At 43.6% G+C, this 14,687-nt stretch carries 12 protein-coding genes and 2 pseudogenes; 7 read left to right on the top strand and 7 right to left on the bottom strand.

Translation table 11 applies throughout. The features are described from left to right. Positions 1–4 precede the first annotated feature (4 nt). Together GKR74_RS11365 and GKR74_RS11370 are read right to left on the bottom strand one after the other, a co-directional pair. Entirely contained in the window at positions 5–586 is a 582-nt protein-coding gene (locus tag GKR74_RS11365) for an ECF transporter S component (RefSeq protein WP_154603650.1), read from the bottom strand. Between the two features lie 63 nt (positions 587–649). Further along, positions 650–1,075 (bottom strand): PPC domain-containing DNA-binding protein, encoded by a 426-nt coding sequence (locus tag GKR74_RS11370; protein WP_154603651.1) that lies wholly within the window; start codon positions 1,073–1,075, stop codon positions 650–652. A gap of 389 nt (positions 1,076–1,464) precedes the next feature. On the opposite strand from GKR74_RS11370, the gene GKR74_RS11375 reads away from it, so the two are divergent. After that, positions 1,465–1,914 carry a DUF441 domain-containing protein gene (locus tag GKR74_RS11375; protein WP_154603652.1) on the top strand — a complete coding sequence of 150 codons (450 nt, stop codon included), beginning with the start codon at positions 1,465–1,467 and terminating at the stop codon, positions 1,912–1,914. Positions 1,915–1,925: 11 nt separating this feature from the next. Then, positions 1,926–3,974, top strand: a complete 2,049-nt coding sequence (locus GKR74_RS11380; protein WP_154603653.1) for a tRNA(Met) cytidine acetyltransferase TmcA — start codon at positions 1,926–1,928, stop codon at positions 3,972–3,974. On the opposite strand, the gene GKR74_RS11385 is transcribed toward GKR74_RS11380, so the two are convergent. Then, a complete protein-coding gene (locus GKR74_RS11385; protein WP_154603654.1) occupies positions 3,955–4,149 on the bottom strand; it encodes a YpfN family protein in 195 nt (64 codons plus the stop codon). The genes GKR74_RS11380 and GKR74_RS11385 overlap by 20 nt on opposite strands. A 118-nt stretch (positions 4,150–4,267) precedes the next feature. On the opposite strand from GKR74_RS11385, the gene GKR74_RS11390 reads away from it, so the two are divergent. Further along, a complete protein-coding gene (locus GKR74_RS11390; RefSeq protein ID WP_336431349.1) occupies positions 4,268–4,660 on the top strand; it encodes a DUF454 family protein in 393 nt (130 codons plus the stop codon). 46 nt (positions 4,661–4,706) lie between these two features. Here GKR74_RS11390 and GKR74_RS11395 read toward each other — a convergent pair. The 4 genes and pseudogenes from GKR74_RS11395 to GKR74_RS11410 all read right to left on the bottom strand — a co-directional run. Beyond that, a pseudogene (locus GKR74_RS11395) lies at positions 4,707–5,375 on the bottom strand (M15 family metallopeptidase); the annotation flags it as partial. After that, positions 5,327–6,502 (bottom strand): annotated as a pseudogene (gene dapE, locus GKR74_RS11400) (succinyl-diaminopimelate desuccinylase). The pseudogenes GKR74_RS11395 and dapE, both read right to left, overlap by 49 nt. Positions 6,503–6,513: 11 nt before the next feature. Next, positions 6,514–6,885, bottom strand: coding sequence for an ArsC family reductase (locus tag GKR74_RS11405; RefSeq protein WP_132496051.1), 372 nt, complete (start codon positions 6,883–6,885; stop codon positions 6,514–6,516). A 207-nt stretch (positions 6,886–7,092) separates the two neighbouring features. Continuing rightward, the gene (locus GKR74_RS11410; protein WP_154603657.1) at positions 7,093–7,713 is read right to left on the bottom strand and encodes a LuxR C-terminal-related transcriptional regulator; all 621 of its coding nucleotides are present in this window, start codon (positions 7,711–7,713) and stop codon (positions 7,093–7,095) included. A gap of 449 nt (positions 7,714–8,162) precedes the next feature. Between GKR74_RS11410 and maeB the strand changes: the two genes are divergently transcribed. The 4 genes from maeB (at position 8,163) to GKR74_RS11430 (ending at position 14,604) form a co-directional block, all read left to right on the top strand. Next, a complete protein-coding gene (gene maeB, locus GKR74_RS11415; protein ID WP_154603658.1) occupies positions 8,163–10,442 on the top strand; it encodes an NADP-dependent oxaloacetate-decarboxylating malate dehydrogenase in 2,280 nt (759 codons plus the stop codon). Between the two features lie 153 nt (positions 10,443–10,595). Then, positions 10,596–11,489 carry a ChaN family lipoprotein gene (locus GKR74_RS11420; protein WP_304654019.1) on the top strand — a complete coding sequence of 298 codons (894 nt, stop codon included), beginning with the start codon at positions 10,596–10,598 and terminating at the stop codon, positions 11,487–11,489. A 136-nt stretch (positions 11,490–11,625) separates the two neighbouring features. Then, entirely contained in the window at positions 11,626–12,429 is an 804-nt protein-coding gene (locus GKR74_RS11425; protein WP_154603660.1) for an energy transducer TonB, read from the top strand. A 42-nt stretch (positions 12,430–12,471) separates the two neighbouring features. Next, a complete protein-coding gene (locus GKR74_RS11430) occupies positions 12,472–14,604 on the top strand; it encodes a S9 family peptidase (RefSeq protein WP_154604395.1) in 2,133 nt (710 codons plus the stop codon). Positions 14,605–14,687: the final 83 nt, after the last annotated feature.

Here is a 14,687-nt window from a genome sequence, read left to right on the forward strand (position 1 = left end):
ACCCCTAACGCACTTTAGCCATATTCGGGAAAGTACGTTGAACGCGCTCAGGTAAACGACGAACAAGCAACCAAGCCACAATGGCTGAAATTATTTTATCCGCAATATTAGCGCCTAAAACGGTGATAGCCACAGACTCTAATAAGTTTTCACCAACAGCATGGAAATAGGCTACAAAAAAGTCTGCGCCACTACCGGTAGTACCCGAAAATAAGTAGGTACGAATAGGCACGGCGACGATCATCAGTGCGATAGTGATCACCACGCCCGATAAAATAACGCGTGGTAGGGTACGAAAACCGCCAGCACGTGCCAGTAAACCAGCACTTAAGCCGATCATCATCGCAACAGGCGCAAATGCCGCCGCGATAGGGCCTGTTAAAAGGCCCCAAAGCAAGTTAGTCGCTAAGCCACTAAAGATAGCCGCCCAAGGACCTGCGAGCAGTGCACAGATAATAGTGCCGATAGAATCAAGGAAGATAGGCAGTTTTAACATGGAACTTAATTGCCCAACCACCATGTTGATTGCAATAGAAAAAACAATTAAAGCCAATGTTCGGCTGGAAATGATTGACGAGTTTGCCATGAATTAAATATCCCTAATAAGTTGTAAAATAAAGCCAGAATAAAAATCAAAATAAAATGAAAGTTAACGAGAGGTGACGACCAATTCTTCATATCCTGAGAGCGCGCAAGGCTCGCGGGTAAAGGTTTTATTTTCCAGTTCGCCAATAATCAATTCGAGGGTGGTTCTGACGGTGCAACCCGGCATCATATGTCCACCGCGCATTTGACCGTTTTCATCGGAAACTGCCAAATGCAAATGTTCACCCTGGGCATCAAGGGTGCCTATCAGTGACACAACTTCAAACTTACCAGAAATAAGATGGGTATTTTCTTGCCCAGCAAAACGCAAGGAGACATCGGTCAAGCTACCCACGCAGCCAGCAATAAATGCAGCTTGCAACTGATGATGTTTGACCTGCTCTCGTAAGGTAAGAATGACATCTTCCCCTGGACGTAGACGCAGTGCGATAAAGCGAGCGTTTGAATAAGTGGTTAAATCGTGAGACATAGCCGAGATCCTAGTAAATCGTGTTTATAGATTACGGCAATCTATTATACGAATAGATAACTTGCTGTCTGGGAAAGGGATTTTTTTCAGTTTTTTTTAGTGAAACACTCTGTATCTTAAAAAATATTGATCAAGAAGGTCGGAATAGTGGGCGAAAAAACAATGTGGAGTCTCGAATATTCTGATTATTTAACTTAAGTTTTATTAGGGTTCCGTGAATGAAGGAGAGCCTATTTTCTAAGATAAACTTTTTTCAGATAAACTATAGAAAATAGCGTTTAAAGGTGAAGGATGATTTGCCTCTTCAACGCGAGATCAATAACATACTAACTCAATTGACACGGTGGAACTGTGTTGCCGCAATGTATTTATTTTACAGGGGAAAAATTATGAGCCAAGTGGATCCTACACTGATCATTTTGCTGGTATTGGCAGGATTAGGCATTATCAGCCACAACATGACAGTGACGTTAGCCATGCTATTTTTGCTGGTGGTGCGGATCACGCCGCTGAATAATTTCTTCCCTTGGGTCGAAAAATATGGATTAACCATCGGAATTTTAATCTTGACGATAGGTGTCATGGCGCCTATTGCGAGCGGAAAAATCTCAGCGAATGATGTATTAAGCTCCTTTTTGAATTGGAAATCATTATTGGCAATTGTGATTGGAATATTGGTTTCTTGGCTAGGCAGTCGGGGTGTTGCACTGATGGGAAGCCAGCCTTCCACGGTGGCGGGGCTATTGGTGGGGACAGTGATTGGAGTTGCCTTATTCCGAGGTGTTCCTGTTGGACCATTGATTGCCGCAGGGATTCTGTCATTACTTATTGGTAAATAGTCACCTTGGCGATGAAAAATTCATTACAAGCGATTGTTGAGCAGCTACATCATATCGGTTTCCGCCGCTTGCTAGTTTTATCGGGAGAGCATGAGTGGGGCAAAACTCAGCTTCAGGAGTTTCAAGATTTCTTAGTGGGGGATTGGCTCTGTCTCTCACCTGAATTACCCAATAGTATTCCACCAGAAAAAGCCCAACTATTGCTTGGACGCGAATTTGTTCATGGTATTTTTGATGCGCGTAAAGGGTTACATAGCGAGGCGCTGGCTATCTTAGCGGGAACCTTAAAAGCCGGAAGCTTGTTAGTACTATGCACACCGCCACAATCCCGATGGGCGCAGCAAAATGATGCAGATAGTGTGAGATGGAATGAGCAATTTGGTGAAATCCCCACACCTAACTTTGTGCATCATTTGCAACGCACTTTCCGGAATAGCCCTGATGTACTGTTTATTGATCAACAGCTTGAGGAACAAAAACAGCCGCACGGACTGAATTTGCTACCCGATCACCCCAAATGGATAGCCCCCACGGGGCAGCCGACAGAACAGCAACAAGCGGCTCTTGGACAATTGCTGAGTGCAGAGAATGGAATATGGGGATTGATAGCGCCGCGTGGACGAGGTAAGTCCACGGTTGCGGGTATGCTGATTAAGGAATGGCAAGGTGTTTGTTGGTGTTGCGCGCCAGCGAAAGTGACCACTGGCGTAATGGCCGAATATGCTCAGCATGAACTCAAATTTTGGGCACCTGATGCGCTTTTGCACTATTGCCAATCAGGGCAGCAGATTAATGCTGATTGGTTAATTATTGATGAAGCCGCTGCCATTCCATCTCATATTCTGCGGCAGATTATCGCCTTTTTCCCACGGGTACTTATGACCACGACGGTGGAAGGTTATGAAGGTACGGGGCGTGGTTTTATGATGAAATTTTGTGATAGTCTCGAAAATTTCACATCGCTGTCGCTCACTCAGCCGATCCGCTTTGCAGAACATGACCCACTCGAAAGGGTGATTAACCAAAGTTTATTATTGGAAAGCGCTACTTCGACGAAGGCCGTGGCAGAGCCGATTATCCTCAAGCCACTTAGCCAGCAGCAACTGGCTAATGATCCTAAACAGCTCCATGCATTTTACGGTTTATTGACCGCGGCACATTATCGAACCTCGCCGTTGGATTTACGCCGATTATTGGATGCACAGCACCAGCATATTGCCGTCGCAAGCCATCATAATCAGGATGTTATCGGCGCTGTATGGATGGTGGATGAAGGTGGTTTAGATGAAAAACTGAGCTGGCAAATTTGGGCAGGACAACGGCGACCACGGGGAAATCTGGTTGCTCAATCCCTCGCAGCGCATTGCTATTTTCCTCAAGTCCCGAGATTACGTTCTCGCAGAGTGATGCGCATTGCCGTGAATGCTGGATATCGTCGCCAAAAAATTGGCTACCGGTTATTAGAATTGCAAATTGGACAAGGCATTCAGGACGGTTTAGATTTCCTATCGGTCAGCTTTGGTTTAACCCCAGAGTTATTGGCTTTTTGGCAATCATCAGGGTTCCAGATCGTACGAATTGGGCGGCATGTTGAGGCGAGTAGTGGCTGTTTCACTGCGATGGCGGTGTTGCCATTATCCGCAGAAGCGCAGTCAATTTGCTATTTAGGGCAACAGCGATTGCAGCGGGATTTATTCTGGCGTCAGGATCTGAATGAATTTAGTCTGAAAAGCACATCTGAGCAGCACCTTGATGATGGAGATTGGCTAGAATTGGTTGGCTTTAGCGATTATCACCGTTCGTTGGCTGCAAGTGAGGCGTCATTACAGCGTTTTTTAGCGGTTTTACAGCAACGAGATTCGGTTGAAATCACCGGTTCAGCCCTTGGGGCTTATTTTCATCAAGGGCAATCTGTTGAACATATTGCTGGGCAACTCGGGTTAGCAGGGCAAAAACAGTGGTTAAAACGGGCAAGAGCAGAAGTCGCACAGTGGCTGAATGGCTATTACCCTGAAGAGGTGAAAAGTTTAAGGCAACAAATTAGTGCTTTTTGTCTTTAGGCCAGTCGTCATCTTCATCGTCCCACAGGTGATTATTATCTTTGTGAGGCGGAATCTCTGGTTTGTCATCTAAATATTTTTTGGGGTCGAGTCGCATCATCTCTTTGACTGAGTTCCAAATGACCCCGACTAATAACAGTAGGATGACCCACCAGTAATCGGCTAACCAATGCATATTTGCCTTCTTATTTTAATCATAATAATGTGTAACCCTGCCCACATGACGTAGTTGGTAGGCTTTAGTGGGGTCATTTAACCATGTTTTTTGTTGTAACGGGAGAGCCTGAGTGAATATAAAGAAAATCATATTCATTACAGTAGGGTGGATTGCTGTTGGATTAGCTTTTCTTGGCGCTATTTTACCCGTCATGCCAACGACCTGTTTTTTATTATTAGCGGCATGGTGTTTTTCGCGTTCCTCACCACGCTTTCACAACTGGTTGCTATATCGTTCATGGTTTGGCGGGTATTTACGTCACTGGCAAGCGCATCGCGCGCTACCAAAAGGTGTAAAACCGAAAGCTATGACGTTAATCGTTATTACGTTTGCCTTCTCGATTTGGGTGGTCAGCTATGGTTGGCTAAAAGTCGGGCTATTTTTAGGGGTGTGTTGGTTGCTGATTTTTATGTACCGTTTACCTGTCGTCGATGTGTCAAATTCGGATCAGAATAACGAAGGTTTGTAATCAGGAAAGCTATCACTCAGCAAGAGGCTGAGTGACAGATAAATCATTCAGGCACTTTAATATAGCGGTTAAAAACATACTCAAGGTTATCTAATAACCAAGTTTTTCCACTAATATCTTCTTCGGTGAGCACCTGTCTAACAATTTCGGGCGTCAATAGCTGTTCAGCTTCATGGGACAACGGCCAATAACTAATATGCCAAGGTTCTTCCGCTATACCTGCATTGGTGGCGGTGAAAGGGCGGTAGAAATCAAAGGTTGCCATATTGTCGGTTAACCAGTGATTAAGCTCAGCAAAATAACCCCCTTCTTGATATTCCCAAGGTTCTAATTGCAAGGTTTGCCCCGCAGGAATACGTAGTGGGTCGTAAACATCAATCTCAGTTCCCCAGTGGTGACGGCTTGCTCCTGGTAGCGCAGACCAATGCAAAATCGCCTCACATAATTCCCCTTCCGTTAATGTTGAAATATCTAACGGCTGGCTATGGGTATCAAGAACTGGGCGTTTGCCAGCAAATTTTTCATTCCAAATAATTTGCTGGCGAGCAAAATCACGAAAAGCACTGGCGGATTGTAGCTTAAACCCTGCGCGTGCCGCAGCTTGCTGCATGGCAAGAAACGCTTTAGTGGTATTAAACTGTAGGCGATGATTACCGCCCAAAGTCACTAAATGGTCGGTGGAGCGCCCTGTCAACATTTCGATGGAGAGAGTCATAGTAATAGTAGTTCCATTATGCGTTCGTAGATAACGGCAAGCTGTTGCAAATCATCGACGTTAACGCACTCATCCACTTTATGGATCGTCGCATTCAAAGGGCCGAGTTCGATAACATGGGTTCCCATTTGGGCGATGAAACGTCCGTCAGAGGTGCCGCCACTGGTGGATAAGGTGGTGGCACGTCCTGTCACTTCTTGGATGGCTTGCACCGTTGCACTCACTAATTCGCTGTCACCCGTCAAGAATGGTTGACCCGATAAGAACCAATCTAAATGATAATTCAGTCCGTGGCGCTCTAACATGTCTGTCACGCGTTCGCGGATCATGGTATCGGTCAGTTCGGTACTAAAACGGAAATTAAATTGCACTTTTAGCTCACCGGGGATGACGTTATCGGCACCAGTACCCGCATTGATATTGGCGATTTGCATGCTGGTAGCTGGGAAATATTGGTTGCCATCATCCCATTTAGTGGAGACTAACTCTTGCAGAAAGCCGGTTGCACGATGTACTGGGTTATCAGCAAGATGTGGGTAGGCAACGTGTCCTTGAGTACCCAAAATAGTTAAGTGTGCGGTGATAGAGCCGCGACGACCATTCTTAATGATGTCACCAAGTGCAGACTGGCTGGATGGTTCTCCCACTAGGCAGTAATCGACTGGTTCATTACGGGCTTGCAAGGTTTCAACAACTTTCACGGTACCATGGGTAGCTTTCGCTTCCTCGTCAGAGGTAATTAAAAACGCAAGACGGCCAGTATGGTTAGGGTGTTTTTCTACAAAGCGCTCGGCGGCAACCACCATGGCGGCAATGGAGCCTTTCATGTCGGCAGCACCACGACCGTATAAATGTTGGTTAATAATTGTTGGGGTAAATGGCGGAGTTTGCCATTTACTGTGATCGCCTGCAGGGACGACATCGGTATGACCCGCAAAGGCGAGGGTTTTGCCATTATTGCCACGGTGAGCCCAAAAATTGAGAGTATCCCCAAATGGCATTTTTTCCACCGTAAAGCCGATTTTATTCAAACGTTCGATGAGTAAATCTTGGCAACCTTGGTCATCCGGGCTGATAGAGGGACGGGCGATAAGTTGTTTTGCAAGTTCAATGACAGGGCAGTTCATTGAGTCACCTTTTATTTTGTGAATTTTTTGTAGTCGTCGGCATTAAACCCGACAAGGTAATGACCATTAGCAGAAACAAGAACAGGGCGCTTGATCATCGCAGGTTCAGCCAGTAAGACTTTTTTCGCGCTATCAGCATCGACAACTGCATTTTTCTCTTCATCGCTGAGCTTACGCCAAGTTGTACCGCGTTTATTCACCAAGGTTTCCCAATCGATGTGTTGCAAAAATGTAGAAAGGAGTTCATCAGTGATGCCATCAACACGGTAATCATGGAATTGGTAGCTAACTGCGTTATCGTCTAAGTAACGGCGAGCTTTCTTAATGGTATCGCAGTTTTTAATTCCGTACATGATATAAGGGGATGCAGGGGTGTTGGACATATGATTTTCCTCTAATGGCGAACAATGTATGCCCTACATAATGCGGGAAAATACAATTATGGTCTACCCCTTTGAATCGAAAAGATTTATTAATCTAATAAGCGATTTAATAATAACTAAGGCAGAGTTAATATTCATAATATTATATATAAATAATAAAATAATTAATTTAGGAAACTTACGTTAATTAAATTAAATCAGATGAAATTATTTTGAACGCATGTATATTAAACTGGCTTCTAAACGAGATCGAACTCGTAATTTCTTTAAGACATTTCGGATGTGAACTTTAACGGTTTCTTCAGAAATAAATAATAGTTGAGAGATTTCTCTGTTTTTTAATCCAGCTGCCATTTCGTGCAATATTTCGCATTCACGGCGAGTTAATGTGGAAAGAGGATCTTTGGATTGATGCCGGGTAATCAGATGCTGATAAACTTTTTCGCTAAATACATGGTGTCCCTCCATCGCTTTTTTCATACTATTAAGCAGCATATCGAGTTCGCTATTTTTTAATAAATAACCTTGAGCACCTGCATCGATAGCGGCGTAGATATCAGTTTTCATCGTTGAGAGTGAAAGAACCAGCAAATAACTGTTAGCGCAATGCTTACGTAGTAATCGAATCGTCTCGAATGTTTTATTACCATGAAGAATAGTATCTATCAGTATCATATTGGGTTGTTTGCTGGTGGCGATATTCAGCGCTTCTTTACTATTTGAAACTTCTGCCGTTACGTCAAAGTCAGCTTTTGATTTTAATAAATGAGATAGTCCAAAACGAAAGATAGGATGTTCATCGATAATCATAACCGTATAATTAGACATAGTGGGTTCCTTTTTTATGTCTGACAACTTATTAGATTAACTAGAATTGATATAGTTAAAATATAATATATTTAAGATTACATGAAATCATTATTCTTAATTGATAAATTAATTAGCTGTATAAAAGCATGAATAATGGAAGCGAAAACTATGAAGCTGGATATATTTAAGGCTAAAAAGAAACGAGCTTTCGAATAATACATTAATTTCAAAAAAATAATAACTAAGATTGAAAAAAATTAAAGTGATTTAAAAAATGATATGAATAAAAATAATAACAATATTGTGTATCTCTAGAAATTCACCATTGTATTTTTGTGACAAATCCGTGTAAATTCCTTGTAAATGAAAGATTTTTCTGGAAATCATAGGCGTGATCATGATTTGCTAACAAGATGTGTTTATACTGTGATGGCTCTTACCTTACCAAATTTTGAAAGGACTTGATGATGGATGATAAATTAAAACAAAGTGCTCTCGATTTTCATGAGTTTCCTCATCCTGGGAAAATTACTGTAACACCAACCAAACCATTAACCACGCAACGTGACCTAGCTTTAGCGTATTCCCCGGGCGTTGCCGTACCTTGCCTAGAAATCGCAGAAGAACCTCTAAAAGCGTATCGCTATACAGCGAAAGGTAACCTTGTGGGTGTTATCTCTAATGGTACTGCGGTACTAGGCTTAGGGAACATCGGTGCATTGGCAGGTAAACCTGTCATGGAAGGGAAAGGGGTACTATTTAAGAAATTCTCGGGTATTGATGTTTTCGATATTGAAGTCGATGAAACCGATCCTGATAAACTGATTGATATCATCGCGTCGCTGGAACCAACATTCGGCGGTATCAACCTCGAAGATATTAAAGCGCCAGAGTGCTTCTATATTGAACAAAAATTACGTGAACGCATGAATATTCCTGTGTTCCATGACGACCAACACGGAACCGCAATTATCTGTACTGCGGCGGTGATTAACGGTCTGCGCATTGTTAAAAAAGACATTGGCAATGTTCGTTTAGTTGTATCCGGTGCGGGTGCCGCATCGATTGCCTGTATGAACTTATTAGTGGCGTTAGGATTAAAGCGCGAAAATATCACCGTTTGCGATTCAAAAGGGGTGATTTATAAAGGTCGTGATGAGCGAATGGATGCGACTAAAGCCGCGTATGCCATTGACGATAACGGTCAACGCACATTAGCGGATGCTATTCCTGATGCTGACATTTTCTTAGGTTGTTCAGGCCCTCGCGTGTTAACACCAGAAATGGTGAAAACCATGGCAAAAGACCCACTGATCTTAGCATTAGCTAACCCTGAGCCAGAAATTCTGCCACCATTAGCGAAAGAAGTTCGCCCAGATGCCATTATCTGTACAGGTCGTTCAGACTACCCGAACCAAGTGAACAACGTACTGTGCTTCCCATTCATCTTCCGTGGCGCGCTGGATGTCGGCGCAACAACAATCAACGAAGAGATGAAGCTGGCTTGTGTTTACGCTATCGCGGACTTAGCGCTGGCGGAGCAAAGTGAAGAAGTTGCATCAGCGTACGGTAACCAAGATTTATTCTTTGGCCCTGAATATATCATTCCAAAACCATTTGACCCGCGCCTTATCGTGAAAATTGCGCCAGCAGTGGCAAAAGCGGCAATGGAGTCAGGTGTGGCGACACGTCCAATCACGGATATGGATGCGTATGTTGAAAAACTGAATCAGTTTGTCCATAAAACTAACTTATTTATGAAGCCAATTTTCTCTCAAGCGAAAAAAGAGCTAAAACGCATCGTATTAGCGGAAGGGGAAGAAGAGCGTGTATTACACGCAACTCAAGAGCTAGTTTCTCTCGGTTTAGCATTCCCTATTCTGGTCGGTCGCCCTAGCGTGATTGAAATGCGTATCCAAAAACTGGGTCTGCATATTGAGCTAGGTAAAGACTTTGAAGTGGTCAACAATGAAAATGACCCACGCTTTAAAGAGTACTGGCAAGAATATTATCAAATCATGAAACGTCGTGGTGTTTCTCAAGAAATGGCGCGTCGCGCATTAGTTGCTAACCCAACGATTATCGGCGGTATCATGGTTCTGCGTGGTGAAGCTGATGGGATGATCTGTGGTTCAATCGGTAGCTACAGTGAACACTACCAAGTCGTGAAAGACTTGTTCGGTTTCCGCGAAGGTGCGCATACAGCTGGGGCAATGAATGCCTTGTTATTACCAACCGGTAATACCTTTATTGCCGATACTTATGTGAACGAAGATCCAACGCCAGAAGAGTTAGCGGAAATCACATTAATGGCAGCGGATACGGTTCGTCGATTTGGTATTGAGCCTAAAGTGGCGCTGTTATCTCGCTCAAGCTTTGGTTCTTCAGATTGTGGTTCAGCACAAAAAATGCGCGATACACTGGCATTAGTGAAAGCGCGTGAACCAAACTTGGAAATTGACGGTGAGATGCATGCGGATGCGGCGTTGATTGAGTCAATCCGTAAAGATGTGATGCCAGATAGTCCACTGAAAGGCTCAGCGAACTTACTGATTATGCCAAATATGGAAGCGGCGCGTATTAGCTATAACTTGCTGCGCGTGACAAGTTCTGATGGTGTCACCGTGGGGCCTGTGCTAATGGGGGTTGCAAAACCTGTCCACGTCTTAACGCCTATTGCATCTGTTCGTCGTATTGTCAACATGGTGGCGTTAGCCGCAGTGGAAGCTCAAACGAACCCACTGTAATTAGCATCATTATAATAGTTTCTCGAATGATTGATTAATCATCGAGTTCCGCATAAAGACTTCCATTGTGGTTAATGGGAGTCTTTTTTATTTGAAAATGATTATCATTATCTGTATTTTGAATGGCTTCAAAGTCACTATATGGAAAAGATAATGATATCAGCACGTTCTTTGAATTATTTAACGAAAAAAACATCACTGTTGAGTTTAGGGATGCTTTTCGTTTTGAGTTTCACACAGTTAGGATGTACCTCACAAACACCAAAACCCGCTCAACAACTGGATCCTCAACTCACACAAACCGGCAAAATCATTGATTTAGATTCGGGCAAATCCATCACGCCACAGCAGTTAATTCAAGAACTTGCTGCCTCACCTCGCGTGATTGTCGGGGAGAAACACGACAATATTTACCATCATCAAATCGAGCAGTGGGTCGCCCAAGAAATGCAGAAAATACGCCCCCAAGGTGCGGTGTTACTGGAAATGCTTACCCCTGATCAACAAAGTCGAGTAAACAATGTTCAAAAACAGATGCAGGGGAACCCGTATATTCGGGATGAAAAACTGCAAGAGGTTATACATTGGAATAGTGGTTGGCCGTGGGCGCAATATGGGGAACTCGTGAAGTATTTACTGGCTCAGCCATCCCCAGTTTTAGCGGCGAATATTAATCGAAATGCTGTACTGAAGGCTTATGACAACCCACCTACGCTTAAGGGAACACATTCAACGCAACCCGTTATTCAGGAACTGATCAGCGAAACCATTAAACGCTCACACAATGGTGAGTTGGATGATAAACAAGCGGAAAAGATGCTGGTGATCCAGCAACTAAGAGATAGGGCGATGGCTCAAGGATTATTGGATGCTCCGGCACCCGCATTGTTATTTGCAGGGGGTTATCATGCAACGCGAGCGATTGGCGTGCCGCTACATATGCTCGATTTAGCGCCAGATGAACCATTGAAAGTATTGATTATTTCGGAGCAAGGCGAGGAAATCGATAACTTGCATGCAGATTATGTGTGGTACACGCCGAAATAATCAACAAGTGCGAGCAATATGATGATTTAAAATCGTTAATTTTGTGAAGTAATCATCACATTTATTTACAAATAATTTCCATTTGCATTCGTTATTAATTATCATTTGCAACTCTGTAAAAGCACGTAAGATGACTATGAGCACAATAACGTTTGAAAGTGGGTATGTGAATCGAACCTCCAGAATGGGCGGGTGGCTGGTTTTAGCCGTGGCACTGCATATTGCCATTGTGGGATTTTTTATCTGGATAACACACAATGCGCGATGGGAGGAGTCACTGCCGCCCCCTTCAGTGGTGATGGAATTATCTATCGAAGCACAAGCTAAACAATTAACGGAAGTGAATATTGGTCAAACTCAAGAGCTGGCTGTGGCGAGTGAATCCCATAAAGCGCAAGCAGAGGAAGCCATTATTCCCCCATTGCCTGTTAATGAGCAAGCGGAAGTGCAACTGACGAAAACAACGGCGAAAAAACCAAAGCCCGAGTTAAAAAAACAGAAACAAGAGCAGCAGCAAGTGAAGAAGGTGCAAACCACAGATTCGAAAGCCAGCGATGCGCCAGTGACCAGCGATGCGGCGGCACTCGTCCAAAGCCAGCAAATTGCTGCGGAACTTAATAGCCAGTCCGAAGCCCTTGATAGCCTACAAAAACAGTGGGAAGCGATGGTGCTTGGAAAATTGAATAAATATAAACGTTACCCTGAAGATGCAGGAAGGCGTAACCGCATAGGGAAACCGGTGGTGATGTTTACGGTAGATAGCCAAGGTTTTTTACTTGATAGCAGTTTAGTGAACTCATCAGGCACACGTTCTTTAGACAAAGAAGCGCAGCAGGTGTTATCTCGCGCGGCGCCGTTACCCGTACCGCCAGCAGAAATTCTCAAGAATGGACGGATAACGGTTAGGTTACCTATTGATTTTACTCTTAATGATAAATAGATTGGACTCACCATGCGTCATAAAACCATACATAATAAAACCATGCGTAATAGAATCACCACTTATTGCGTGGTTACACTACTTGGGTTATATGCGGCCAGCAGTGCTGCGGAGGACAAAATGCTAGCACCAATAGCGAAAAAACAGCCCCACACTATGACTATCCATGGGGATCAGCGCGTCGATAACTATTATTGGTTAAGAGACGATAACCGTGAAGCCCCAGAGGTCCTTGAATATCTGAATCAAGAAAATACCTATACCACGCAGCAGCTTGAATTGGGTGAGCCATTAAAACAGGAAATTTACGACGAATTATTATCTCGCGTAAAGCAAGATGATGAATCGGTACCATACAATTACAATGGCTATACATACCGTTCTCGCGTTGTCGCCGGTAAAAACTACTCCATTTATGAAAGACGCCCTATTCATAGTGATGGCGAATGGACAGTTTTGGTTGATGGTAACCAACGCGCGGAAGGCACTGAATATTACCGAATGGGGGCGTTAGCCATTTCCCCAGATAACACCACGATCGCGATTGCTGAAGACCGCCAAGGTCGTAATGATTATGCGGTTTCGTTCCGCAAAGTTGATGATGCAAAGTGGCAAGAGAATGTCCTAACTAACACCTCCGGCAATATTGTATGGGCAAATGATAATCGCACACTGTTTTATGTTAATAAAGACAAACAAACACTGTTGCCTTATCAAGTGGTTAAACACCAATATGGAACGGCGCAATCCACTGATAAATTGGTGTATGAAGAGAAAGATGATACTTACTATGTCAGTTTAGCGAAATCCACCTCTAAAGATTATATTCTGATTGGGATCACTAGCACCGAAACGTCAGAATATCGCCTTCTGGATGCGAACCAACCGGAACGTGATGCGGTAGTACTACAACCTCGCAAAACGGGTGTGGAATATTACCCTGATCATTTCAACGGTAAATTCTATATTCGTTCTAATCATCAGCATCCATTATTTGGGCTGTATATTGCGGATAATGCCACGGCACCATGGGTGAGTTTTATCGCACCTCGCGATGATATAGACCTTGAAGATTTTGCATTGTTTAATAACTGGTTGGTGATTGAAGAACGTCAAAACGGCTTAGTGAATATTCGTCAAATTAGTTGGTTAACCCACAAAGAACATTCTGTGAGCTTTGATGACCCAGCTTATATGGCGTGGATTGGGAACAACCCAGAGCCAGATACTGATAAATTACGCTACGGCTACTCCTCCATGACAACACCATCCTCGGTGTATGAAATTAATATGCTGACTCAAGAGAAACAGCTATTAAAACAAGAGGAAGTGAAGGATTTCAATAAAGCGAATTATCAAAGCGAACGTATTTGGATCACTGCCCAAGATGGGGTGAAAGTACCGGTTTCATTGGTTTACCGTAAAGATAGTTTCAAACAAGGTAAAAACCCACTTCTGGTCTACGGCTACGGTGCATATGGATATGGTATCGACCCGTCATTCAGTTCTTCTCGCTTATCCTTGCTTGACCGTGGATTTGTGTATGCTATTGCCCATATTCGTGGCGGTGGGGACTTAGGAAAGAATTGGTATATTCAGGGTAAAACGGTCCATAAAATGAATACCTTTACGGACTTCATTGATGCGACTAACGCGTTATTGGCACAAGGCTATGGGGAAAAAGGCCATGTCTATGCCATGGGCGGTAGCGCTGGCGGCTTGCTGATGGGTGCTGTCGTCAATATGGCACCTGATTTGTATGAAGGCGTGGTCTCTGCGGTACCATTCGTGGATGTCGTAACGACGATGCTAGACCCATCTATTCCGCTGACCACCGGTGAATACGATGAGTGGGGCAATCCTGAAAATGAGGAAGATTACTGGCGTATTAAAGCTTATAGCCCGTATGACAATATCAAAGCTCAGCATTATCCGCATATTTTGGTCACCACGGGGTTACATGATTCCCAAGTACAATATTGGGAACCGGCAAAATGGGTGGCAAAACTGCGTGATCTGAAACAAGGCAATTCTTTATTGTTATTAGAAACCAATATGAATGCCGGACACGGTGGAAAGTCCGGTCGTTTTAATGCCTTGGATGATATTGCCAGAGAATATAGCTTTATTCTGATGTTAGAAAATAAAGCGAAATATTTTCCAGATTTAAAATAGCGTTACCCATAATAAGTAACCAAAATAAGGTTACCAAGGATTAGTTGTGAAGTTATAAAAACTTGCAACTAATCCTATTCGCA

The organism is Providencia sp. wls1914, from assembly GCF_009706645.1.
In the GTDB taxonomy this organism is placed as follows: Bacteria; Pseudomonadota; Gammaproteobacteria; order Enterobacterales; family Enterobacteriaceae; genus Providencia; species Providencia zhijiangensis.